A 23,213-nucleotide genomic window follows, 5' to 3' on the forward strand; every position below is an offset into this window, starting at 1 on the left:
ACTACGTATGGCACAAAATCAACAGCAAAAAATTCAAAATCCAAAAACACAAGTACCACAAACCCCACAGATGAATGATAGAGATTATATTAATGATATGCTTACAACGGAAAAATACATGACATCGGCATATTCTGTTGCAGCAAATGAAGCAAGTCACGAATCTCTTTATTCAGATATTCAGCAAATTTGTAATGAAGCACAACGCTGTCAGCGAGACTTATTCAACGTCATGTTTGAAAAAGGCTGGTACAGTTTTGATGCAGAACAACAGCAAACACTTAGCCAATCTTATCAACAATTTGTAGGGTATCAATCACAAATTCCGTATAACCAGAATACTCCTATGTCTTAAACAAAAAACGATAAAGCCAGTTTCGTTAGGGAAACTCCCCCATACGAAGCTGGCTCTTTTACATCCTCCTATGAAATTTCCACTATTTATTTTCCATTTTTATGATTAGTGTGGTAAAAATCGACACAACCTAAGCATATGAAAACAGATATGATTCTCTTCATTCTTTTGAATAGTTTTTGGCTTTTAGAGTGGCTCCTTTATAAAGAAACAGCCCATCATCGAAAGGAGGATTTTGGACAAGCAATCTTTGTTAAGGTTTTTATTTTGCTCATGTTTTTATGTTCAGTATTAGTTAGTGGTTGGATCAGTTCCACACTCACGTCAAATACTGGATTCGTAAAAATCTTTGGGTTGTTTATGATCGCAATTGGGTTGCTACTCAGATGTTGGACATACATGGTAACCAAACCTTATTTCTCACGTACAATTATTCCTCAAGAAGATAGGCCTTTGTTTAGTCGTGGACCGTACAGATTTACACGTCACCCATACCATAGTGGATTTTTCTTTATCACGTTAGGAATTACGATGTTTATAAGCGGACATTGGTTATCAATCGTCTCAACATTTTTGTTTATCGGAAGCGCCCTTCATTACCGGATGAGTCTTGAAGAGTCGTACTACCAAAAACAATACGGAGATATTTATCCTGTTTGGTGTAGACACCGCTTCCGCCTCCTCCCATTCCTTTATTAACCACAAAATTGTCGGGGACCTGGTCCCCGACAATTTTGTGAACGTTATTTTCTGAAATACTAGAACCGTTTGTTGCGCTAGGGCACCGCACTTCTTTTTAGCGGTTAACCTAATAAAAAAAATCCGTGAAACAGTTAACCTGTTCACGGATTTTTTCTACCAATTATGAAGACTTCTTCAAGAATCCAGTATACCTTCTGTCAATTAACTGACTTTCAACTTGTTGCATTGTCGTTAATGCAACACCAACAACGATGAGGAGTCCCGTACCACCAATTTGAACAGCTGGCGGAAGACCCATTAACGCACCAGCGATCAATGGCATAACAGATACAACGGCAAGGAATATACCCCCAACAAACGTTAGGCGATATAACAAACGTGTAATATACACTTCTGTCGTTTTACCTGGACGGATGCCTGGAACAAACCCATTTTGTTTCTTTAAGTTCTCAGCCATTTGCTCTGGATTCATTTGAACAAATGTGTAGAAATAGGCAAAGCCAATAATTAAAATTGCATAAACAATCATACCAACTGGCGATGAATAGTCGAATACATTTACAATCCATTGTCCAAAGGCATTTTGTTCACCAAAAAAGTTTGCAACAGTTGGCGGGAAAATAAATATCGACATTGCAAAAATGACTGGAATAACCCCTGCAGCATTCACTTTAATTGGCAAGTGAGTTGATTGTCCACCTGTTGGACGACCACCAGCAGCCATTTTTTTCGCATATTGAACAGGAATTTTTCGTACCGCCTGTTGGACAAAGATAACCCCAACAGTTACAGCAAGAATTCCTAATAAAATTAATACAACTGTTACGATGTTTAAAAATAGTTGGTCACCAGCATCAATAAAATACATGGAGTAAAGCTGGTTCACACCGTTTGGAACGGCTGCAACAATCCCGGCAAAAATGAGGATTGAGATCCCGTTTCCAACACCTTTTAATGTAATGTGTTCCCCTAGCCACATAAGGAACGCAGTACCTGCAGTAAGTGTTAAAGCAATTAACAAGTATGTAGCCACTGTAGGATTTGGAACAAGTCCTGGCATTAAGTTATTGAATCCAATTGACATACCAAGCGCTTGAACAAAAGCAATAACAATCGTTCCGTAACGCGTTACTTGCGCTAACTTCTTTCGGCCTGATTCGCCTTCTCTTGACCATTCTGCAAATTTTGGTACAACATCCATTCGAAGGAGCTGTACGATAATTGAAGCAGTAATATAAGGCATAATTCCAGTTGCAAAAATTGAGAATCTCTCAAGAGCTCCTCCACCAAAAGCATTAAGAAAACCTAGTGCTGCTAATCCATCAAAATTAAGTGCTTCAGCATTCACCCCTGGAGCTGGAATATGTGCACCAATACGAAAAACAAGAAGCATTAGCAGTGTAAAAATGATTTTGTTGCGCAAATCCCCTACGCGCATGATGTTACGTAACGTACGAAGCATAATCTAGCACCTCTACTCTACCTTAATAATATGATTTCCTAATTTAATAGGTTTGTTCTTAATAGGATACCATAAAAGTTCTGAAATTTTTATCTTTTTTTTCATTCGACAAAATTAGTAGTTTTTTATCTCCATTTTGTCATATTTATTGAGCTATACTTATTTATAAGTAGTAGCTTTCATAGATCATTATTTTAGGGGGCAAGAAAAACGCGATGACACAACAAATCAAGAACGATGATAACCAAGAAAGGCCGTATACTGCACCTCAAACTAGTATGGTAAGACTATTATCAAGGACAACAGTTTTTGCATTATTTCTTGTTCCTGTTTGGCTTATTATCACAGATTCTGGTATGAACGAGAGTAATCAAGTCTCTTCAAGTGATGAACAATACGAGGAGAATTCTTTTACATTAAAATGGGCAGAAGAGGAAGTCATGATCAATAAGGAAGACGCTTTAAGTATATTTAACGATCATCATGTTGTCGAACAGGTAAAAATCATAGAAACTACCCTTACTTTAAACGAAAATAAAGCAACGACTCAGTTAAGTGTCGTCGTCAACTCCACCATAGACGAAAAAGAAGCAAGAAAGATGATTGAAGCATTTTTAAATCATGTCTCAAAAAATTTAACAAGGCCTAAAGTCGATCAAGACAATCAATATTTCGGTACAGTATGGGATCACAATCATGTATACGTTGAGTTTATTCATACTGTCGAAGGAGAAGTCCTTTTCGGAGAAGTCAAGAAAGGGACTCATAAGATTAACATCTATAAAAAATAGGTCTCTATTAAAACCGACTGTATTCTAACAATAAAAAACAAAGTGCCTAGCTCTCCATATCTTATAATCATTTTACTGGATGAAGCTGGCACTTTTTTCATCAGTTTCTTTTTGCACGATTTATAAGTGTCTCATATTTTTCTTTTGTCTGAAGTCCGGTTAGCTTTTCCCCATCAATATATACTGTTGGTACAGCTAAAACTTCCCCTGTTTTCATTGTTTCTTTAACAAGCTTTTCTCGTTCATCGGAAAACGTACGCTTTTGTAAACTCTGTTCAAATTCAAAGCGGTCTAACCCTATTTTTTCCGCCAAGTCCGTTAATACGTTGATGTTTCCAATATCTTGTCCATCTTCATAATATGCTCGAAAGACTTGTACAGCATATTCATGAGCTTTTCCTTCCTTTTTCGCAAACATGAGCCCTTCGTGTGCGTAATGTGTATGCGGCATCGGGTCAATCATCGGCAAGTTCATTGTTACACCAAGTTTTTCAGCTAACGGTTTTACAGATGAATGCCACCCTTTTTGGACATATTCACTGTTTGGACTTAATGTTTCTTGAGGGTAAGGACGAAGTTCAAATGGCATCCACTCAATTTCTACATCTTTTCCATCTATAGCCTCTAAAAGCGGAACCTCCGCTAAATAGCAAAACGGTCACACAAAGTCAGAATAAATGCGAATATTTACTGTCATATTAATCACCTCACCGTCATCATATCAAAAGGAGTAAATTTATCAAAGCAATGGGGAAAGAAGACACCGCGATAGCAAGTGAAACGAAGATGAGCGAATATCGCCCTTGTTCCTAGAAGTGCAAGCGAAGCAGCATGTGCTTCCAATCAAACAACTCCGTTTACTTTTACGTGAACTTATTTTCAGGGGGCGCCATAAAACGAAATAAATTTCTCATAGGAGTTCATGCCTTCGTGTAGAACTTAAGTATGTACCGAAGGAAAGGGTGATAGATATGAGAAATATAAAAAGAAGACAAAAAGTTAATAAAAAGCGAGTGAAAGAGTAATATTTGGTTTTTCCTAATCAATAAACTCAATCACTCTTGTCAAAATAAATGAGTGGAGTGTGATCCTTTGTTAAGAAAAAAAGATGAGACAATGAAACTATTCGATGAGTGGGCCTTATCATATGATGGTGATCTTAAAAGAGCAAATGGACCTTTATTTGGCTATGAGAGTAGTTTACACAGTGCAAAACAGATGACTTCTAGTTTCGCAAACGAGATCATATTAGATATTGGAATTGGTACAGGTGCCTTTGCATCCATGATTGCCCATGCAAAAGCGAACGTTTATGGCATCGATATCTCACAGAAAATGCTAGAAGAATGTAAGCAAAAACATCCCGAGTACGAACTAAAACAAGGGACGTTTCTTGATAACGACTTTTCTGACTGTTTTTTTGATCATGTCATTTCTAGTTTTGCATTTCATGAAGTCTTTCCTCAACAACGCGAGGAAGCAATTCGTAATATATATCGCATGATGAAAACGGACGGCCAACTCCTCATTCTTGATATCATGTTTGCCTCCGAAGCAGCGAGAGAAGATGCGAAAGTAGAGATTGGTAAGTACTGGGATAATTCTGAGGACTATCCAATTGTAAATGAGTTAGATACGATGTTAAGAAAAGTTGGCTTTAAAAATATTATTTGGCAACAAACAGCCCCATGTCACTGGGCTTTTCGAGCTATAAAGAAAACTCGATGATTGCTGAGCTTTGTAAATTTTAAAAAAACAGCCGGAGAAGCCTCCGGCTGTTTCCTTCTCTATTCATCAATAGTAAACGAATCATCTAAGTGCTCATGTAAATCATCATTTTCAATGTGTATAACAACATGGAATTCGCCACTTTCTTCAAAATGATGTGTAGCAGTGTATACCCCTTCAGCTTCTTCCATTAACTCATGCCACGTTCTTGTTTCATCACCGTGCTGCCAAATTTCCAACTGAACTCTTGCTTCTGTGAGAGGCTCTCCTTCTTTTAACACTTCTAGTTCAAATTGGTTGTTTTCTCTTGTAATGTGTTCAAAGTTTGCATTTACATCAATGATGTCCGAATGATGATGGTGACCATGTTCTTCATGATCATGTGTATCATGGTCGTGGTCATGGTCGTGACCGCCTTCATCATATTTTCCTGTTAGATCCACATCGCCAACTGCAACTTCATGCACCGGCATCACGTGCATACCACGTGCTGTTACGTGCGGTTGAACAAAGTAGACAGCTTCCTCTTTAAATGTATACGGAGCGACATAAACCCCTTCATCAACTTCGGTATAGTCTACCATATCACTTTCTTCTTTTTGTCCTTCCTGCCACACTTCAAAAATGACTTCATCCGCATCATTGACGGGCTCTTCTCCTTGAGTAACAAGTGCAGATAATAAGATTTCTTCATCTGGATTTTTCTGCTCACTCATCAAAACTTCTACTTCAAGAGGATCAGTGTTAATAACTACATTACCTGATTGGTCGTCTTCTTCACCACCACAAGCTGTTAAAAAGATCACGCATAGTGCGAGTAATAGAACATATATTTTTTTCATGAGTAAACCTCCAAGTCATTCAATATGTGTTACGAAAAAATTATAGCGGACGATCATGAACAATTTGTGAAATATTAAAGATTTTTTCGTGTTCTTCATATTTTGGTAGTTTCACTGTCACTTTCGTTCCTTTATTTAAAACAGATTCAAAATGAATGGTCCCATGATGGAGATCGACTAATTGCTTTACGATCGACAATCCAATGCCAAATCCACCTTCTTCTCTCGTTCTTGCTTTGTCTGCACGGTAAAAACGTTCTGTGATTTGCTCTAAATCCTTTTCGGACATTCCAACTCCGTAATCTTCAATACAAATAAACACAGATCCCTTTTCTTCCCATCCCCTCACCATGATTTCACCATTTATCTTTGAATATACGATAGCATTATCGATGAGGTTCACAAAAATTTGTAATAGTCTATCCTCATCCCCACTTACAATCATCGATTCATCCATTTCCACTGTCAGCTTTTGCTGTTTATGCACCCTTTTCACTTTCGTATTATTCAGAGCTTCATATACCACTTCAGAGATGACAACAGGACCAAACTTTAATAACCCCTCATTCTTTTCTAATCGTGTTAATTGTATTAACTGCTCAACAAGTCTATGCATGCGGTCAGATTCATTGATAATAATATTTGCGTATTCTTTCTGTTCTGGATCATGATTTCTAAGCAGTTCACTATAACCCTTTATATAACTTAATGGGGTACGTAGTTCATGAGAAATGTTTTGAATAAATTCCCTCTTTTTTTCTTCTTCCTGCTTCAATGACTCTGCTAATGACCGAAAAGACTCTGAAAGACGAGAAAGTTCATTTTTTGTTGTAACAGATATATTTGTATCAAATTTCCCTTCTTTCAACTTTTGAGTTGCTTGGTCAAGCTCTATAACTGGTTGAATATAATTCTTCTCTATTTTTTTCATGATATAAAAAAGAAAGAGAAAAGCGAGTGCCCCTATGATGATTAACAATGGAAGAATGTCACGAAGAGACTCATTTAACTCTGAAATCGGGGTGTAAATGAGAATGATCCCGCTCAACATCCCCCTTTCCATAATAGGAGTTGCTATACCTAAAAGGTCTGTATTGAGCTGTTTATGCTCACGATATAAAACAACGTTCTTGCCGTTTAATAGTTGTTCTCTTTCGTCGCGTTTAATCACAAGATCAGCTTCTCTCTCAATTAGCGGCAAAGCTGACCCAAGTAACATCGGATCATCGGTGTAAATAACTTTAGAAGCAGATGTCGACTCAATCCATTCAACCGTTTCTTGAAACTGCTTTTCAGTAGAAGAAATTTGTAACTCTTTTAATTGAGCCACTTGAGTTTCTAACCTCTCTGTTTCATGATTAAGGTATAGTTCTTGGTATAAGTATGCGGTTAATCCTATCATTAAAGTAATACTAACAATACTAATCATGATAAAAATAAACCAAGCCTTCGCTTTTATTGAAAAAAATGTTTTCATCATGCTCCAACCTCTAATTTATAGCCCATTCCCCAGACTGTTTTAATATATCCACCTGCACTTTCTAATTTTATTCGGAGCGTTTTAACATGCGTATCTACTGTTCTCGATGTAACATTTTCATAGTCAAATCCCCAAATACTTGTTAATAACTGCTCACGGTCAAAGACTACTCGTGGACGGCTAGCTAATAGTAGTAACAATTCATACTCTTTTTTGGTTAACTTGATTTTCTTGCCTCCAACAAACACTTCTTTTGATACCGGTTCAATAAACAGCTCTCCTAATACAACCTTTTTATTTTCAATTTTTGTGGTTGTTGACTGTATTTTTGTCCGACGAAGAATCGCTTCAATTCTAGCTAAAAGTTCCTCTTTTCCAAAAGGCTTTACTAAATAATCATCTGCCCCTTTTCTAAGTCCTTTCACTTTATCTTCATCACTTGCTTTTGCCGTTAACATTAAAACCGGAACATCTGAGATCTCGCGGATCATTTCACATGTGCGGTATCCATCAATCCCTGGCATCATAATGTCTAAAATCACAAACTCTACGTTACCTTGGCGAAGAGTTTCCATCGCTTCTTTGCCGTTGAAAGCTGTAAAGACACGATACCCTTCAGCTGTTAACATCGTGTTTAATAAATGTTGCATGTGCTGTTCATCATCAACAACAAGTATATTTTGCTTCATTATTTTGAACCCTCCAAAAACACAAGTGCATGAGGCCCAGGTGCAACTGAAATTGTTTTTTCTACATGAAGTTCATGAAGATCGATAAAAGAAACAGAATGACCATCAAGTGCACTTACAAATAAATGCTCATGATGAACGTGTCCAAAATATGGGTTAAAGTCTACATCAATTGTATGATTCACCTTGAATGTTTGTCGGTCAATTTGATGTATTGTGTGTGATCCGTGACTTAACACATATAATTCATCGTTCTTTGTGCCTGACAAAAATTCTACAGGCATTACCCCTGTTTCAAGATGGGTTATTTCATTTCCGTTATCGTCATAATAGAATGTTTGCCGATTTAATTCTCCAATTGGTCCGTGACCTCCTAGAAGAAAACCATCCTCCAATAAAAATATCCCATTCGGACGCTCGATCACATTAAATTGTTTTACCATTTCCATAGATTCCATATTTATAACTTGAACATTATTACTATAAACATTAACAATGTATAGCTCATTTTTATCATAATCAATATCCATTGAAAAAGGATGATCCCCTGTCGTTATCTCCTCTTCCACAACATTGTTTGAGATATCGACTTTTACAACTTGATTTCTATATGAGTTAGCAAGAAAAAGTGCTTCTTTTTTCTCATCAAGGATCATTGATGAAAAACCTTCACCAATGTTAACGACTTTTTGAAGTGTTTTATGATTCAAATCGAGTGAATATAAAGCCTCTTCTTCTTCTGACGTAATGAAAACTGTCTCTCTTTTCTCATCATGAACCATATAAGAAGGTGTAAAAGGAAGCGGAATCTCTTCATGAATGTTGCCATTTGTTACATTAATCATCGTAAGTAATGGTTCTTTTATATGAGCAACAAGTAATAAATCATCGTCCGTTTCATCCCATAATACTATTTCACCTTCTTGACAGCTTACTAATAATAAAGTGAGCAATATACTATTTATCACCTTCGACATTTTAACCATTCCTTTACGTTCTTTCCATCTAACTATAACCTTAAATTGAAAACTTTTTGTGAACTCTAGGGATTACAATAAATTCCAGGTGCCTGGCACCTGGAATTTATTGGTTCGGTGTTATATTCTATGTTTGATTCGACGCAGCCATTTACTCAGCAGCTTTTCGTACGAAGGTAAATGATCGTATATAGTATGAACGAGATCTTCGTTGTATATGTGAACAGCTAATTCACGATCACTGACCATTTGAAGTGCAACGTCCGTTTCTTCGGCATTTAAGAGGTTGTTCACTAAGCCCGCACAGAAAACGTCCTCAGGTAAATCCTTTTGCACTCCTTCTTTTTCTAGTAAATATTGCTGTCCAATTTTCCAACATACATCAAACGTAAATCCGAACCTTTGCACGGTGGCTTCTCGTAGATCGTTACGATGATCACCCGTTTTTAAGAGTTGCTGAAACGTTTTTAGTACCTTTTCTGCTGCTAATAATTCCTCTCTAAGGCTATCCATTAGGGTCGTCCCCCTTAATGAGAATGTTGATCATGAAACTGACTAGAATATCTTTCCAAATTTCTTTCTTTGATCATAACACACACTTCTTCAAATCTTGTTTGACAAAAATGAAAAATTCATGTCCATTTTTCATTACCGTCAATTCAACAGGGGGAATAATAAAACGTCCGTTTTTTATACAAAAAGGTTTATAAACTTGGTAAGTATAGGTTTCACAAACATTTCACGGTCTGTTCATTTTTTGCTCACAAATTCACAGAATATGAGTGAAAACACCTATAAACTTCTTTCCGAGAAGTATTTACTATAGTCGTAGTGTTAAAAACATGTAACGACCATGATTAAAAAAATGATTTTTTAATCGAAACAAAGGGTATCCAATTAAAACGGATTTTCTGTGTCTATATTGACTTGTTTAATGTAATTTCATAGGTTGGCACGTTTGTAAAATAATGACAGGAGTATAGATAACAAGCCTATCGCTCAGAACGTCACCTATCAATTTACGATTTATAAGTTAACAAAGTTGGGGACTTCCCCCGTATTTTTCACATAAAACACATTAAGAAGGGAGAACACCAGCATGTTTTTTGAATACGATCCGGTCTTATACAGCCGTATCTTAACGTCTGTAACACTGGCATTTCACGTTATTTTTGCCACACTTGGTGTTGGTATACCACTTATGATCGCCATCGCAGAATGGATGGGGATTAAACGTAATGATCCACACTATACGTTAATGGCAAGGCGTTGGGCACGCGGCTTTGTTGTCACAGTTGCTGTTGGTGTTGTAACCGGTACTGCAATCGGTCTTCAGCTAAGCCTTCTTTGGCCGAACTTTATGCAAGCAGCCGGACATACGATTGGGTTACCAATGTTTATGGAAGTTTTTGCGTTTTTCTTCGAGGCGATTTTCCTCGGAATCTACCTTTACACTTGGGACCGCTTTAAGAGTAAAATGAAGCATTTCTTATTAATTATCCCTGTTGTCATTGGGGCAACTGCAAGTGCATTCTTTATCACAACCGTCAACTCATTTATGAATGCACCACAAGGTTTTACGTTGGTCGATGGAGTTTTAACAGACGTCAGTCCGCTAGCAGCAATGTTTAACCCAGCAACACCGACGAAAATTTCCCATGTTATTATTACATGCTATTTAACGGCAGCGTTCGTTTTAGGAGCTATTGCAGCGTTTCATATTTTAAGAGGAAATAAGCATGTTTATCATAAAAAAGCCCTCCACTTAACGATGGTTACAGGAGCTATTTTCGCCGTTGCAACAGCGGTCATCGGCGACTTCTCTGGGAAGTATTTACACGAATACCAGCCAGAAAAACTCGCAGCTGCTGAGTGGCACTTTGAAACGGAAACAGAAGCACCGTTAATTTTAGGTGGTTTCCTGACTGAAGATCATGAAATTAAGTACGCACTCGAGATTCCTTATGCGTTAAGTATTTTAGCTGGAGGATCTACCGATACAGAGGTCATTGGTTTAAATGAATTTCCTGAAGAGGAACTACCTCCGCTATTTGTTCACTACTTGTTCGATTTAATGGTGTTTATCGGCATGTATTTAGCAGCAGTAGCCGTTCTTTTTACCTTTTTAAATTGGACGAAAAAATGGAACGGATTTAGCCGACCGCTATTATGGGCAATTGTTGCTGGAGGACCATTATCGATGCTTGCGATTCAATCAGGTTGGTTCTTTGCAGAAATTGGCCGTCAGCCTTGGATTATTAACCAAGTCATGACTGTAGAAGAAGGTGCAACAACGTCTCAACACGTAGATATTATGCTTTATGTCTTTATTGTTTTATATGCTGTCCTTGGTGCAACGACAGTAACAGTATTACGAAGAATGTTTAAATCAAATCCAGTTGAACATGAACTTGAAGAACGCGGCATTCATCACATCGCAAAATAAAGGGAGGGGGTAAACGATGAGTTATGAAGTTATTGGTATTACCGTATTGTGGTTCTTTCTATATGGATACTTGATCGTTGCATCCGTTGACTTCGGAGCTGGATTTTTCAGCTATTACACGAAACGAACGAATAAAAATCATATCATTCATAACATCATTCAGCGGTATTTGTCACCCGTTTGGGAAGTTACCAACGTGTTTCTCGTCTTTTTCTTCATCGGGATCGTTGGATTCTTCCCTAGTACCGCCTATTATTACGGAACAGCACTTCTGATACCTGGTAGTATCGCGATCATCTTACTTGCTGTTCGAGGCTCGTATTACGCATTTGCAACATACGGTGCAAAAGAGAGCCGCATGTATAACTTTTTATACGGGGCAACAGGACTCTTAATTCCTGCCTCATTAACGACGGTGCTTACCATTTCTGAAGGTGGATATATTACTGTTGAAAACGGAAATGTTCGATTGCTTTACGGAGAACTATTTGGCAGTCTCTATTCGTGGAGTGTCGTTATTTTAGCGATTGTTAGCGTACTGTTTATCTCTGCTAGTTTTTTAACGTATTATGCATCGCGTGCGAATGACAAAGGGGCCCTCGACCTATTACGGAAATATGCTTTAACCTGGTCGCTCCCTGCGATCTCGATGGGAGTCATTGTCTTCTTTCTACTAAGTAAACGAAATTATGAACATTATCAAAACATGTTAGATATATGGTGGGTATTCGGTATCTCACTAATTGCCTTTGCAGCTGCAACGTATTTAATCTTTAAGCGGCGTAATTTCGGGACAGCTTTTATCATGGTAATGGTTCAATATTTCACTGCTTTTTTCGGATACGGAGCATCACACCTCCCTTACATTCTTTATCCGTATTTAACAATCTATGACGGATTTACAAATGAAACGATGGCGGTCTGGTTAATTGCTGCCTTTATCGGAGGATTACTAATGTTAATCCCATCGTTATATTTACTCATGAAACTATTTTTGTTTGATGCTGATTATATTGAAGGGAAAAAATAACGTTTGATATTAACTTCACTTTGGAATTTCATTCAATGAAGGAGGCAAAAACATGGATTCACACACATTCTTTATTACGTTAGCCCCCGTCTTGGTACTGTTCGCCTCAATCATTTTTGTCTTTGTTTGGGGGGCAAAAGCAAAGCCACCTGCTTTTGTCACAGAGGAACGACAGGACGATCATCGCCGTAAAAATAAAGACGGAGCAAGTTAATGAAGTTATGGAAGTTAAAGCCCCCGCGAGTTGGTCGCGGGGGTTTTTGGTGGGTTGTATATTTATAAATTTTATGATCCTCATTATTCACTTATACTCCTTTTTATTCATGAATTGAACCCTACGAAATTGAAGCAGCTTCAGGTGAAGCAGGTTCAATTTTGTACACTTCAATTCACGATAACAACAGAAAAAATCGAAGGAAAACAAAGGTCAGACAACTCAACCACCGTAACCACCCCCAATACCTACTTCCCGCCCTCCTATACCTCACTAAAACCATTGAATACACGTGAATATCAACTCAAAATTTCGAATTAAACCGAACACGTCTAAACGCCCCCAAAAACGAAAAAACACCCGGATTTATTCAATCCGGGTGCTCAGCACATACTTCTATTTTATAAAAACACATCTTGTTCGATTTGTTTCATTTCGTAAAAATACCCTTTCTTCTCCATTAACTCATTGAACGTTCCCGACTCGACAACCTTTCCATGCTCCATCACAATAATTTGGTCAAAACTTTCAAGCCCTGTCAATCGGTGACTAATCAGAAGAATCGTATCATCTTGTCCTTGCTCAAGCAGGTGGTCAAAAATCTTCTTTTCGGTTATTGCATCAACAGACGAAGTTGGCTCATCGAGAAGCCACAAATGAGCGCCTTTTAACAACGCTCGTGCGATCGCAAGCCTTTGTTTTTCCCCACCAGAAAGGTTTTGGCCTTTCTCTAGGACTTCACCTGATAATGAGAATTGCGTAAGGTCTACTTTTTCCAGGACTTCTATCATCTCATCATCAGAAACCCCGTCTTTCGCTAACATCAAATTGTCGCGAATCGTCCCGTAGAAAAAATGATTTTCTTGCAAAACAACGTTTGTTGCTTGCCAAATGCTTTCTTCATCAAGACTTGAAACCTTTTTTTCTCCAAGCATTACGTCTCCTTTAAAGTCTTTGTAAACTTTCAATAAAAGTTGAAGAATTGTAGACTTTCCAGAACCACTCGGACCGACGACTGCAACTTTCGACCCAGACGTTATATTAACCGAAATATCACGCAATACATGTTTATGTTCACCTGGAAATTGAAACGATAGTTTTTCAATTTTTATTGAAGGGGCTCTTTGATTGTCAAGCTGTTCCCCACCTTCATCTTTTTCAACCTCTTGTTCATCAACAACTGAAAAAAGACGCTTTGATGCTAATCGGCTATCTTCAAAGTGGTATGGGAAAACGGCCATCGGTGTTGAGTTTTCAAAAACGGTTAACGAGATCATAACAAGCATCGCTAGAAACACACCATCAAGCTCGCCTCCAGTGACTAAGTAAGCCCCCATTGCGAGGACAAACCATGAGATAAGAAGAGCAATCAATTGGTTGACCGTTTGACTAAATATTGCTTGAACGCCTTCCTTGTTTTGCTCACCAACGTATGAACGCGAAGCCTTTAATAAGTTCTCTTCTTGTTCGTCAAGCTTTTGGTATAGCTTTAAATCCCGGAATCCGTATAGAAATTCCGTTGCTTCTGTCGATAAATGTCCCCTCTTTTCCCGAACCTTGTTTTCAATCCCTCGCTGTTTTAGTGCGAAAGCATAAGGAACGAGAAAGCCTGTTAAAATGAGACCGATGATTAGTGTTATCGCAACTGCTACGGAAAAGTACAACGTAAACGCAATCGTTGCTAAAAAGATAATGACCATTACGATCGGCGGATAATACACACGTAAGAAAAAGTTTTGCAAGCTTTCTACATCACCGACAATGCGCGCCAATAAGTCTCCACTACGATACTTATGAAAGATTCGTGGCGCGAGTGGCTCTAGTCTTTCAAAAAAGTAAACACGTAAATTACTTAAGATCGTAAATGTCGCTCTGTGAGAATAATACCGTTCAGCATAGCGACTAAATGCTCTCGTAAAACTGAATAGCTTTAATAATGCAATACTGATCGTCAAAATATATAATGGCGGTGTGATCGCTGCCCTTGAAATTAAGTATCCGCTATTTGCAAATAAACTAACGGCAGCCATACCAGCAAGAAAACCAAACAAAATCGATAAGAGCACATCCTTTTTTTCAGCCACGACTAGCTTCATTACAATTTTTAGATCTTTCATTAGGATGCCCCTCCTTGCTGTACAGCGACCATATCACGATATTTTGCCTCAGACTTCACGAGCTCATCATGGGTGCCTGCGGCAACGAATGAGCCACCTTCTAAGAGCAAGATTTGATCTGCTCGTTTAATCGTATGTAGGCGATGAGCAACGGTAATGACCGTAGATAATTGTGACAATTCTTTCATCGACTTTTGTAAAATTTGTTCCGTTTTTAAATCCAGTCCGACAGTTGGTTCATCAAATACAATGATCGACGGTTGTTTCAAGAAAGCTCGTGCGAGAGCAACTCTTTGTTTTTCCCCACCTGAAAGCCCTCTTCCCGCTTCACCAACGAGCGTGTCGTAACCATCTTCCAAATTAGCTACCATTTCTGAAATGCCCGCTTTTTCAGCAGCTTTTTCGATCTGTTCTCGTGAATGGTTGCCTGTCCCACCTATCGCTATATTTTCAGCAATTGTTCCAGAAAACAAGTAAGGGCTTTGGGAGATGTAACTTAACTGATCGAACCAATCTTTTTCCTTATAGTCAAATAACGTTTTTCCGTTTATGAGAATTTCTCCTTCTGACGGTGCGACAAGACCTGAGATCACATGCAGAAGCGTTGTTTTCCCTGAACCACTTTTACCAACAATTGCGACCTCGCTTTGCGGAGGAATGACAGCGTCAACACCGTTTAAAGCGAATTGGCCTTCACCATAACTGAAGCCAACATTCCGCAGTTGAATAGACAGCTCTGCCTGCTCTTGATGTAAAGGCTTTTCTCCCCAAACAACTGGTTGCTCCTCTTCTTCAAGTTCGGCTGTCACTTTTTTCGCAGCCCCCATACTACCACGTCCAGCATGAAAGGCACTTCCTAATTCCTTTAATGATGCAAAAAACTCAGGTACTAACACTAAAACAAAAAACGCGGTAAAAAACGTTAGCTGTTCATACACAACGAGCCGAAGACCGACCTCAAGCGCAACGAGTGCCATACTGAGCATTGAAATAAATTCTAGCATCAAAGAAGACAGAAAAGCGATTTTTAAAACGGTCATCGTCGCTTCACGGTAATCCAAACTGCTTTGTTGGATTGAAAGCTTCTGCTCTTTTGCACGACCAAAAAACTTTAACGTCGCAAGCCCTTGTAAAATATCGAGGAATTTACCAGAAAAGGCTGCTAGCTTTTCCATTTGTTCTTCTGATTTTTGCTGTGTTTTACTTCCGATTATGATCATAAAAATTGGAATAAATGGGGCAGTAATGATCATGATCACACCGGAAACCCAGTTTTCTATAAAAACAGCAATTAAAATCATGATTGGGATGACACTTGTCTGGATCATTTGCGGATAGTATTTGCTAAAGTAACTATCTAGCTCATCAACTGAATCCATCATGACACTAACTTTTTCGCCAGACTGCCCTTTCAAAGAGGCTTGGATTGGGTTTCGAGAATACTTTTTTAACAACGCTTCCCGAAAATCGTTTTTTACTTTGGCTGCCATTTTCACACCAGTTCGACCATTTAAATATGAAAATAGCGCTCTTCCTACTAAAACAAGAATGAGTCCACTTAAATAAGGCAGGATACTTTGAAATGATGCCTGCTTTAAAAATACTTCATCAACAATTTTTACAATGAAGTAAGCTTGAACAATGATTGCAGCCCCTGTCATCAGTGCGATCAAATAAAGAAAGTATATTTGCTTTTTCTGAGAGCGGGCGATTTCTTTCAGCTGCTTCATACGTTTTTCAGTCTCCTAAATGAAAGATTTTGTTTCTAAAGGGGATTCAATGAACGTTTCTAAACAATGAATAATAACAATAATTATTATACATGAATCAGATTACGGGTTTAAATCATTCGAAATTTCTTTCCCCAATCAACCCATTCACTACTTTTATCAATTTTTAACTTTTTCTTTATATTTCGCCGATGATTTTCTATTGTTTTTGGTGATATATTGAGGATATCAGCTGTCTCTTTTACTGTATAACCGCGCACCTTCATATGTAAAATCTCTTCTTCACGTGTTGTTAAAAGGTCATTCCTTACATTTGCTGAATAGGACATGTGATCCTTCTTATCACTCGATAAAACCGGATACTCCCCTTTAAACACCTTTTGGAAAAAAAACATTAAGTCATCTAATGATGATTTTTCATAGAAAATCCCGTGAATGATTTTGTCATTCATTAAGTTATTCAACTCTGGTGTTGGCTCTTTATACATAAAAACTCGTTTTGTTTCTGGATGGACTGGTTCCAAGGCAAACAAGATACTCTTTAATCCCCCTGCCCCTTGTAAACTTACATCAGTTACAATTAAGTCAAACTCATATGTTCTTAACGCATCGATCAATTCTTCGATTGATGGTGCAATGACCATCGATTCAATGTTATGAATGTCTTTTAATAATTGAATCAAGCCACTCCGTACTAATTCGTGATCGATACCGACCAATATTTTCATGCTCCCCTCCCCCTTAATAAAAAAATGAAACTCTCTCCCAGGTCCTTACTCTTTTAAGTAATCCCCCATATCATCTAGCAGTTGTTCCATTGTTTTTGCATAGTCTTGATACATCTTCTTCGCTTGTTCATTTTCTGTTTGCAAAGAAAACGTCGTTAAGTTTGCCTGTAGTTGCTTAACCGTTGCTGCTGCTAACAACTTTTGCTTAATTTGCGGGAGCTTCTTCTTATCATTATACAAGTCAACGTACACATTTCCCATTGAATCAATTTGTGCAACAAACACATCGGAAAAATCCTCTGCTCCTTGCTTCATAACTTCTCCTAACAGCCAGTCTTTTGTATAACCATACTCTTTCAAACTTTTCTCCATTACATTCCCATCGACAATGACGATGCGAGGCGAATGCTCTTGTTCGACAACCATATTCATATCTTTCGGAGTAATCGGCATCACATCGCTCTTTTTCATCACACTTAGTTGGCCACTACTCTCAAAAATAGCCGTTTCTACATCCGATAATTTAAACACATCTTTGTCACGTAAATAAATCATCAGTTCATCAACCGTCAAGTCTTCTTTTTTTAAGTTTTCTTCAAGAATTTTTCCATTTTCTATCACAACCGTTGGCTTACCTTCAGTAAGCATTCGAAAACCGTAAGATTTTAACTCTATTTTGGAAACCACAATCGGTAACATGGACCAAATAACCATACCAAAAACGAAATTTGATATTCTGATATCTGGACTGAACGTTAATTCCGCTGCAATACTACCGATTGCAATCCCAACGATATACTCAAAATATGTAATTTGATTAATTTGTTTTTTCCCCATAATACGTGCTAATACAAGCAGTACAATGAAACCAATAAGTCCTCTAACCAAAACCTGTCCTAAATCAGTCAATACAATCCACCTCTTCAATTATGTGCGTCTAATTATATATTATTGGGCAAAGTAAAGATAAGAATACTTCAATAAATGAGGGAGTGATAATATGGTAAAACTTCGTTCGCTTTGTATGTTGTTGCTATTCCTTTCTTTCATATCTGGGTGTGACAATACTGCCCAATATTTAAAGACAGACAAAGACGACTGGTTATTTAATAAAATTTCAGAAGTAAATCAGACGGTTGAAAACGAGGATTGGGAGAAGGCATTACAAACCATTGATGAATTTGAAGAGAATTACGAACAACGTAAATGGAAGATGCAACTTCTCGGTGAATCAGATGATGCGGAAGAATTAGAAGTTGAAATGAGGATGTTTAAAGAGCATGTAAAAGATGAAGACAAAGTGGAAAGTAAAAAAAGCTTGCAACATATTCATTATCGGTTATTTGAGCTCTACAATATTTAAAACAAACTTACAGATGTAGTTCGATAGGAGGTTCGAAAAATTTCCGTGCCCCATGACCCATTTCTCTAAACAAACATAAAGGCTAACTTACCTATCAGGTTAAGTTAGCCTTTAGTCTTGCCTTCGATATTCAGGTTCTTTCTGCTCAACTTTGTTTACTCTTGTCTCTAACCCTGTCACTAACGTTTGCATTTGTTCTGCAGCTTGTGCATACTTTTCTTTTGCCTTTTCATCCTTCGTTTGAAGTGAAAACGTCTCAAAATTTGCTTGTAAACTTTTCGCATTCGCTAATGCTTCTTTTAATTGTGTTTCGACGGTCATCTCAGATCAAACCCTCTCCATTTAATGTTACATGATGGATAAAAGAGGGATGACCCTTGCAATAAAACATGCCGGTGTCACCCCTTGATTTGCTATTAGTGCGTGTGAATTATTGTTGTTGGTTTTGAGATTGTTGCGCTTGTTGCAACTGTTGAGTTGCTTGTTGTAATTCTTGTTGCGCTTGTTGCAATTGCTGCTGTTGTGCAGGCTGTGCACCAGATTGTGCTTGCTGCAATTGTTGTTGTGCTTGTTGTAACTCTTGCTGTGCTTGTTGTAATGCCTGTGGGTTAGCTTGTTGTTGCGCTTGCTGAACTTGCTGAGTAGCCTTTTGAGCAGCTTGTTGTGCTTGTTGAGCTTGCTGCTGCGCTTGTTGCGCTTGTTGTTGTGCTTGTTGTTGTGCTTGTTGTTGTTGGTTATTTGGCATTAAAATCGTCCTCCTTGAAAATATCGAAATATGGTACACCTATAGAGTGCCTAAGTGATAAAAAGAAATACACACTTTTTTTGAAAACCAATTGTTCACAATCACGTGAAATAGGGACGTTCAATGTCATTTTTATCTTTAAAAAGAAAAAGAGGCTGACTTCCTTTCAGTGTTGGATGAAAGCTATTTGTAGTCAACCTCTTATCGTTTTCTTCTTTTCATGGTAATCAAAGTCATTAATGCTTTAGGTTTTCATCTTGGAACTGTTCTACCCTTTGACGAGCTTGTTCATAAGTTCGTTCGGATTGTTCAACTTGCTGTGTAGCTTGTTGTACGTCATATTGTTCTTTCTTCACTTGATCTTGTGCTTGATGAAGCTGATGCATCGCTTCTTGTAATTGCTGATTTTCAGTAATTAATTTTTGATGCGCTTGATTTGCTGCCGATTCAGCATGATAAACAGCTTTTCTCGCTTTCTCAACCTCTTGCAGCTTACCTTCAACTTGTATCGTTGTTTGTTGTTGTTGAATGTTTTGTGCAGTAGCTTGTACACGCTGAATGACTTGTTGTGCATTTTGGACAGCTTGTTCGATTTCCGGAGAGCATCCATTAGCTTGAACTTGTTGAATCGCTTGTTGTGCTCGGTGGATAGCTTGTTGTACCTCATTTATTTGTGTCATAACATGCCTCCATTACTCATACGTAATTTTGGGGTAATCCCTATTCTTTATCGTGCTCATAATCATTTTTTCTATGCCTAGGCTACATGTGAGCTTGAGGTGTTTTAGCAATTTTTTGTTTGCGACTTTCTCTATTTACTTGTGATCCTAGGCAAAGTTGCTCGTATTCTTACGAAAGTTGAACGTATTCACACCAAGTTGATTGTATTTAGCTTAAAGTTGTTCGTATTCTTACGAAAGTTGCTTGTATTTCAGACAATGTTGCTTGTATTTAGCCCGAGATTGCTTACTCGAGTCACCTTCGATTTTCCAGATTGATTATGGCTTTAATACAACTTTTATACAGTTATCATGTTTTTCATCAAAAACGTCGTATCCAAATGCTGCTCTTTCTAACGGCAATTGATGTGTAATAATATCTGTCGGATTGAATTCTTCGTTTTTAATCTTTTTGTATAATTCCGGTATAAAATGAATGACGGGTGCCTGCCCCATTTTTAAGGTAATGTTTCTCGAGAAGAAATCTCCGAGAGGAAACATGTTATACCTTGTCCCATACACTCCGACAATACTGACCGATCCACCTTTTCTAACACATTGACTTGCAATTTGTATCGGCCCCATCGTTCCTCCTTGAAGCTTGAGCGCGGTTTCAACCATTTCGACAGCTGTCTTTTTTCCATCCATACCTACACAGTCTATAACGGCATCAGCCCCACCTTTTGTGATTTCCTTCAAATACGTGCCTGGTTCATCGATTTTTGTAAAATCCAACACTTCAACGTTGTTGGATTGTTTCGCATGCTCAAGGCGATATTGCACGTAATCTACTGCAATGACTCGTTTTGCGCCTTTCATCCATGCAAACTTTTGTGCGAGCAAACCGACTGGTCCACATCCTAGCACAATGACCGTGTCACCTGGTCCGACTTGGGCTTGTTCAACTCCCCACCATGCTGTAGGGATAATATCAGATAAAAAGAGTAGCTTTTCATCCTCCATTTCTGCATCTTCTGGTACAAGAAAAGGCACAAAGTTCCCATAAGGGACTCGTAACAGTTCCGCTTGACCGCCTGGGTAGCCACCAAACGTTTCCGAATAACCGAAATAAGCACCTGATTGTCCATGAGGATTTGCGTTATCACATTGACTTTCTAATTCATTTTGACAAAAGAAACATTGACCACACGCAATATTAAAAGGAATGATAACTCTATCTCCTTTTTTCACCCTCGTCACTTCTGGTCCTGTTTCTTCGACGATCCCCATCGGTTCATGACCGATAATGTAGTCCTTATGAAAATTCGGTACCATTCCATGTACGAGATGCAAATCTGATCCACAAATTGCTGTACTTGTAATACGGACTAGAATGTCATCCTTTTTTTCAATCACTGGATCTGGAACTTCTTTTACTTTTACATCCTTAATCCCTTGATAAGTTACTGCTTTCATTTTTTTCGTCTCCTAACATCCTTTGTTATGTCACAGCTCTTTATTAAAGCTCGTGTAATTCGTTTATAAGTTAGGGTTAAGCGATAAGATTTATTCGGGTAAGGATAGTTTTTAGACGATTTTTATGACAAAATATAAGAAGATAAATGAGGGAGGAATGTATGATGAATGAAAATGTGATCCGTTATTTGCAAGATAATCGTGAACGTTTAGTTGAAAAACTGGAAGAGTTTCTAGCGATCCCAAGTGTTAGTACTGACAGTCAAAACAAAGAAGATGTTGTGAAGGCTGGTCAGTTTGTCGCTGATTATTTGAAGGAGATTGGTTTCCATTCTGTGGAGTTGCAAGAAACCAACGGCCACCCGCTCGTTTATGCAGAATGGCTTGAAGCTGAAAGTGCACCAACTGCTCTTTTTTACGGCCATTACGACGTTCAACCTGCTGATCCTTATGAACTTTGGGATAGCGAACCATTTGAACCTGAAATACGTGATGGTCGAATATTTGCCCGTGGCGCGAGCGATGATAAAGGACAAGTCTTCATGCACTTAGCCGTTTTTGAAGCGTATATGAAAACAGAAGGAAAACTCCCAATTAATGTAAAAGTATGTATTGAAGGTGAAGAAGAAGTCGGTAGTGAACATCTTTACCCAATTCTTGAAGAGCAAAAAGAAAAATTTGACGCTGATTTTGCCCTCATCTCTGATTCTGGTATGGTCGAAAAAGGTCAACCTACGATGCTATATGGTTTAAAAGGCTTTACTGGCCTTGAAGTAACCGTTAACGGCCCAAGTCGCGATCTTCACTCTGGCCTATATGGAGGTGCTGTAAAAAATCCATTAATGGCACTTTCACATATTTTGGCAAAATTGAAAAATGAAGAGGAACAAGTCACTGTTCCTGGTTTTTACGATCAAGTTGAAGATCTTTCAGAAGAAGAACGTGCATTAATGAATAAAGCACCAGGTGAAAACTATAAAGAGACAATCAACATCCCAGAAACAACACCTGAAAAAGGATTCACAGTGAACGAGCACTTAATGGCACGTCCAACATTAGAAGTAAACGGAATGTATGGTGGTTATCAAGGAGAAGGAACAAAGACAATCATCCCTTCTTCTGCTACAGCAAAAATCACATGCCGTCTCGTCCCAGGACAAGACCCTGCTGAGATTCAACAGCAGCTAACAGATTACATTTATGAAGTTGCTCCTAAAGGGGTCACAGTAGACGTACATAAAGAGCCGCTATCGGCTAAGGCATACAAAGTAGATCCGAACAACCCGTTAATTACAAAGGCAGCAGACAGTTTAACAGAATCGTTCGGGAAAAAGACAGTCTTCGTCCGACTTGGCGGTTCAATTCCTGTTGTCGAATCAATCGACAACCTGTTCAATATTCCAGTCGTCCTGATCGGCTTCGGGACACCTGAAGATAACTTACACTCACCTAACGAAAGTTTTCCAATGGATCACTTTGATAAAGGGATGGAAATGCTCGTGAAGTATTACTCAGAAGTGGCGAGTGTAAAATAATATGTAATTCATGATAGGTTGCCCTCAATGTACGGGCAACCTTTTTCTACCCAATCCCTCAGTATGAATATATTCACGTCGGGTATCATACAGTTAGAGTTTTTTTTTACATGAACATCCTTATTTTTAAAGAAATGAAGGTGT

At 38.2% G+C, this 23,213-nt stretch carries 24 protein-coding genes; 9 read left to right on the forward strand and 15 right to left on the reverse strand.

Annotation, left to right across the window (positions count from 1 at the left end):
• Positions 1-7: 7 nt before the first annotated feature.
• Positions 8-355 (forward strand): spore coat protein, encoded by a 348-nt coding sequence (locus LGQ02_RS17460; RefSeq protein ID WP_226515589.1) that lies wholly within the window; start codon positions 8-10, stop codon positions 353-355.
• A gap of 399 nt (positions 356-754) precedes the next feature.
• The gene (locus tag LGQ02_RS17465; protein ID WP_264183990.1) at positions 755-1,054 is read left to right on the forward strand and encodes a methyltransferase family protein; all 300 of its coding nucleotides are present in this window, start codon (positions 755-757) and stop codon (positions 1,052-1,054) included.
• A gap of 163 nt (positions 1,055-1,217) precedes the next feature.
• On the opposite strand, the gene secY is transcribed toward LGQ02_RS17465, so the two are convergent.
• Positions 1,218-2,519: a preprotein translocase subunit SecY gene (gene secY, locus LGQ02_RS17470; protein ID WP_226515590.1), complete on the reverse strand. Its 1,302-nt coding sequence runs from the start codon at positions 2,517-2,519 to the stop codon at positions 1,218-1,220.
• 215 nt (positions 2,520-2,734) lie between these two features.
• Here secY and LGQ02_RS17475 point away from each other — a divergent pair, with 215 nt between their 5' ends.
• Complete coding sequence (locus tag LGQ02_RS17475) at positions 2,735-3,310, forward strand: hypothetical protein (RefSeq protein WP_226515591.1); 576 nt, start codon at positions 2,735-2,737, stop codon at positions 3,308-3,310.
• 100 nt (positions 3,311-3,410) lie between these two features.
• Here LGQ02_RS17475 and LGQ02_RS17480 read toward each other — a convergent pair whose 3' ends face one another.
• Positions 3,411-3,929 (reverse strand): DsbA family oxidoreductase, encoded by a 519-nt coding sequence (locus LGQ02_RS17480; RefSeq protein WP_226518364.1) that lies wholly within the window; start codon positions 3,927-3,929, stop codon positions 3,411-3,413.
• A 473-nt stretch (positions 3,930-4,402) separates the two neighbouring features.
• Here LGQ02_RS17480 and LGQ02_RS17485 point away from each other — a divergent pair, with 473 nt between their 5' ends.
• A complete protein-coding gene (locus tag LGQ02_RS17485) occupies positions 4,403-5,038 on the forward strand; it encodes a class I SAM-dependent methyltransferase (protein ID WP_226515592.1) in 636 nt (211 codons plus the stop codon).
• Between the two features lie 59 nt (positions 5,039-5,097).
• Here LGQ02_RS17485 and LGQ02_RS17490 read toward each other — a convergent pair whose 3' ends face one another.
• From LGQ02_RS17490 to LGQ02_RS17510, 5 genes are all read right to left on the reverse strand, one after another.
• Positions 5,098-5,880: a FixH family protein gene (locus LGQ02_RS17490; RefSeq protein WP_226515593.1), complete on the reverse strand. Its 783-nt coding sequence runs from the start codon at positions 5,878-5,880 to the stop codon at positions 5,098-5,100.
• 40 nt (positions 5,881-5,920) lie between these two features.
• On the reverse strand, positions 5,921-7,360 hold the full coding sequence (locus LGQ02_RS17495; RefSeq protein ID WP_226515594.1) for a sensor histidine kinase: 1,440 nt from the start codon (positions 7,358-7,360) through the stop codon (positions 5,921-5,923).
• Positions 7,357-8,052, reverse strand: a complete 696-nt coding sequence (locus LGQ02_RS17500) for a response regulator transcription factor (protein ID WP_226518365.1) — start codon at positions 8,050-8,052, stop codon at positions 7,357-7,359. The genes LGQ02_RS17495 and LGQ02_RS17500 overlap by 4 nt, the downstream gene beginning before the upstream one ends.
• On the reverse strand, positions 8,049-9,026 hold the full coding sequence (locus tag LGQ02_RS17505; protein ID WP_226515595.1) for a YncE family protein: 978 nt from the start codon (positions 9,024-9,026) through the stop codon (positions 8,049-8,051). The genes LGQ02_RS17500 and LGQ02_RS17505 overlap by 4 nt, the downstream gene beginning before the upstream one ends.
• A gap of 120 nt (positions 9,027-9,146) precedes the next feature.
• On the reverse strand, positions 9,147-9,539 hold the full coding sequence (locus LGQ02_RS17510) for a nucleotidyltransferase substrate binding protein (RefSeq protein ID WP_226515596.1): 393 nt from the start codon (positions 9,537-9,539) through the stop codon (positions 9,147-9,149).
• A 586-nt stretch (positions 9,540-10,125) separates the two neighbouring features.
• Between LGQ02_RS17510 and LGQ02_RS17515 the strand changes: the two genes are divergently transcribed.
• The 3 genes from LGQ02_RS17515 to cydS are packed head-to-tail and all read left to right on the forward strand — an operon-like array spanning position 10,126 to position 12,716.
• Positions 10,126-11,472, forward strand: a complete 1,347-nt coding sequence (locus tag LGQ02_RS17515) for a cytochrome ubiquinol oxidase subunit I (protein WP_226515597.1) — start codon at positions 10,126-10,128, stop codon at positions 11,470-11,472.
• Positions 11,473-11,488: 16 nt separating this feature from the next.
• Positions 11,489-12,502 carry a cytochrome d ubiquinol oxidase subunit II gene (locus LGQ02_RS17520; protein ID WP_226515598.1) on the forward strand — a complete coding sequence of 338 codons (1,014 nt, stop codon included), beginning with the start codon at positions 11,489-11,491 and terminating at the stop codon, positions 12,500-12,502.
• A 52-nt stretch (positions 12,503-12,554) separates the two neighbouring features.
• The gene (cydS, locus tag LGQ02_RS17525) at positions 12,555-12,716 is read left to right on the forward strand and encodes a cytochrome bd oxidase small subunit CydS family protein (protein WP_226515599.1); all 162 of its coding nucleotides are present in this window, start codon (positions 12,555-12,557) and stop codon (positions 12,714-12,716) included.
• A 401-nt stretch (positions 12,717-13,117) separates the two neighbouring features.
• Here the strand turns inward: cydS and cydC are convergent, their stop codons facing one another.
• The 4 genes from cydC to LGQ02_RS17545 all read right to left on the reverse strand — a co-directional run bounded on the left by cydC (position 13,118) and on the right by LGQ02_RS17545 (position 18,200).
• A complete protein-coding gene (gene cydC / locus LGQ02_RS17530; RefSeq protein WP_226515600.1) occupies positions 13,118-14,833 on the reverse strand; it encodes a thiol reductant ABC exporter subunit CydC in 1,716 nt (571 codons plus the stop codon).
• A complete protein-coding gene (cydD, locus tag LGQ02_RS17535) occupies positions 14,833-16,563 on the reverse strand; it encodes a thiol reductant ABC exporter subunit CydD (protein ID WP_226515601.1) in 1,731 nt (576 codons plus the stop codon). The genes cydC and cydD overlap by 1 nt, the downstream gene beginning before the upstream one ends.
• A gap of 110 nt (positions 16,564-16,673) precedes the next feature.
• A complete protein-coding gene (locus tag LGQ02_RS17540; protein ID WP_226515602.1) occupies positions 16,674-17,291 on the reverse strand; it encodes a response regulator transcription factor in 618 nt (205 codons plus the stop codon).
• A 45-nt stretch (positions 17,292-17,336) separates the two neighbouring features.
• Complete coding sequence (locus LGQ02_RS17545; protein WP_226515603.1) at positions 17,337-18,200, reverse strand: DUF421 domain-containing protein; 864 nt, start codon at positions 18,198-18,200, stop codon at positions 17,337-17,339.
• 91 nt (positions 18,201-18,291) lie between these two features.
• Here LGQ02_RS17545 and LGQ02_RS17550 point away from each other — a divergent pair, with 91 nt between their 5' ends.
• A complete protein-coding gene (locus LGQ02_RS17550) occupies positions 18,292-18,654 on the forward strand; it encodes a DUF4363 family protein (RefSeq protein WP_226515604.1) in 363 nt (120 codons plus the stop codon).
• Between the two features lie 111 nt (positions 18,655-18,765).
• On the opposite strand, the gene LGQ02_RS17555 is transcribed toward LGQ02_RS17550, so the two are convergent.
• The 4 genes from LGQ02_RS17555 to LGQ02_RS17570 form a co-directional block, all read right to left on the reverse strand.
• Positions 18,766-18,975: a DUF1657 domain-containing protein gene (locus LGQ02_RS17555; protein WP_226515605.1), complete on the reverse strand. Its 210-nt coding sequence runs from the start codon at positions 18,973-18,975 to the stop codon at positions 18,766-18,768.
• 109 nt (positions 18,976-19,084) lie between these two features.
• Positions 19,085-19,399, reverse strand: coding sequence for a hypothetical protein (locus LGQ02_RS17560; RefSeq protein WP_226515606.1), 315 nt, complete (start codon positions 19,397-19,399; stop codon positions 19,085-19,087).
• 236 nt (positions 19,400-19,635) lie between these two features.
• Entirely contained in the window at positions 19,636-20,079 is a 444-nt protein-coding gene (locus LGQ02_RS17565; protein ID WP_226515607.1) for a hypothetical protein, read from the reverse strand.
• A 318-nt stretch (positions 20,080-20,397) separates the two neighbouring features.
• Positions 20,398-21,534: a zinc-dependent alcohol dehydrogenase gene (locus LGQ02_RS17570; protein WP_226515608.1), complete on the reverse strand. Its 1,137-nt coding sequence runs from the start codon at positions 21,532-21,534 to the stop codon at positions 20,398-20,400.
• A 164-nt stretch (positions 21,535-21,698) separates the two neighbouring features.
• On the opposite strand from LGQ02_RS17570, the gene LGQ02_RS17575 reads away from it, so the two are divergent.
• Positions 21,699-23,069 carry a dipeptidase gene (locus tag LGQ02_RS17575; RefSeq protein ID WP_226518366.1) on the forward strand — a complete coding sequence of 457 codons (1,371 nt, stop codon included), beginning with the start codon at positions 21,699-21,701 and terminating at the stop codon, positions 23,067-23,069.
• Positions 23,070-23,213: the final 144 nt, after the last annotated feature.

Source organism: Bacillus shivajii, from assembly GCF_020519665.1.
Taxonomy (GTDB): domain Bacteria; phylum Bacillota; class Bacilli; order Bacillales; family Salisediminibacteriaceae; genus Bacillus_CA; species Bacillus_CA shivajii.

What these genes read in the sequence shown, in the direction of transcription:
- LGQ02_RS17460 (WP_226515589.1), top strand. Translation starts at nt 8, where the DNA reads ATGGCACAAAATCAACAGCAAAAAATTCAAAATCCAAAAACACAAGTA.
- LGQ02_RS17465 (WP_264183990.1), top strand. Translation starts at nt 755, where the DNA reads ATGGTAACCAAACCTTATTTCTCACGTACAATTATTCCTCAAGAAGAT.
- secY (WP_226515590.1), bottom strand. Translation starts at nt 2,519, where the DNA reads ATGCTTCGTACGTTACGTAACATCATGCGCGTAGGGGATTTGCGCAAC.
- LGQ02_RS17475 (WP_226515591.1), top strand. Translation starts at nt 2,735, where the DNA reads ATGACACAACAAATCAAGAACGATGATAACCAAGAAAGGCCGTATACT.
- LGQ02_RS17490 (WP_226515593.1), bottom strand. Translation starts at nt 5,880, where the DNA reads ATGAAAAAAATATATGTTCTATTACTCGCACTATGCGTGATCTTTTTA.
- LGQ02_RS17495 (WP_226515594.1), bottom strand. Translation starts at nt 7,360, where the DNA reads ATGATGAAAACATTTTTTTCAATAAAAGCGAAGGCTTGGTTTATTTTT.
- LGQ02_RS17505 (WP_226515595.1), bottom strand. Translation starts at nt 9,026, where the DNA reads ATGTCGAAGGTGATAAATAGTATATTGCTCACTTTATTATTAGTAAGC.
- LGQ02_RS17510 (WP_226515596.1), bottom strand. Translation starts at nt 9,539, where the DNA reads ATGGATAGCCTTAGAGAGGAATTATTAGCAGCAGAAAAGGTACTAAAA.
- LGQ02_RS17515 (WP_226515597.1), top strand. Translation starts at nt 10,126, where the DNA reads ATGTTTTTTGAATACGATCCGGTCTTATACAGCCGTATCTTAACGTCT.
- LGQ02_RS17520 (WP_226515598.1), top strand. Translation starts at nt 11,489, where the DNA reads ATGAGTTATGAAGTTATTGGTATTACCGTATTGTGGTTCTTTCTATAT.
- cydS (WP_226515599.1), top strand. Translation starts at nt 12,555, where the DNA reads ATGGATTCACACACATTCTTTATTACGTTAGCCCCCGTCTTGGTACTG.
- cydC (WP_226515600.1), bottom strand. Translation starts at nt 14,833, where the DNA reads ATGAAAGATCTAAAAATTGTAATGAAGCTAGTCGTGGCTGAAAAAAAG.
- cydD (WP_226515601.1), bottom strand. Translation starts at nt 16,563, where the DNA reads ATGAAGCAGCTGAAAGAAATCGCCCGCTCTCAGAAAAAGCAAATATAC.
- LGQ02_RS17540 (WP_226515602.1), bottom strand. Translation starts at nt 17,291, where the DNA reads ATGAAAATATTGGTCGGTATCGATCACGAATTAGTACGGAGTGGCTTG.
- LGQ02_RS17550 (WP_226515604.1), top strand. Translation starts at nt 18,292, where the DNA reads ATGGTAAAACTTCGTTCGCTTTGTATGTTGTTGCTATTCCTTTCTTTC.
- LGQ02_RS17555 (WP_226515605.1), bottom strand. Translation starts at nt 18,975, where the DNA reads ATGACCGTCGAAACACAATTAAAAGAAGCATTAGCGAATGCGAAAAGT.
- LGQ02_RS17560 (WP_226515606.1), bottom strand. Translation starts at nt 19,399, where the DNA reads ATGCCAAATAACCAACAACAACAAGCACAACAACAAGCACAACAACAA.
- LGQ02_RS17565 (WP_226515607.1), bottom strand. Translation starts at nt 20,079, where the DNA reads ATGACACAAATAAATGAGGTACAACAAGCTATCCACCGAGCACAACAA.
- LGQ02_RS17570 (WP_226515608.1), bottom strand. Translation starts at nt 21,534, where the DNA reads ATGAAAGCAGTAACTTATCAAGGGATTAAGGATGTAAAAGTAAAAGAA.
- LGQ02_RS17575 (WP_226518366.1), top strand. Translation starts at nt 21,699, where the DNA reads ATGAATGAAAATGTGATCCGTTATTTGCAAGATAATCGTGAACGTTTA.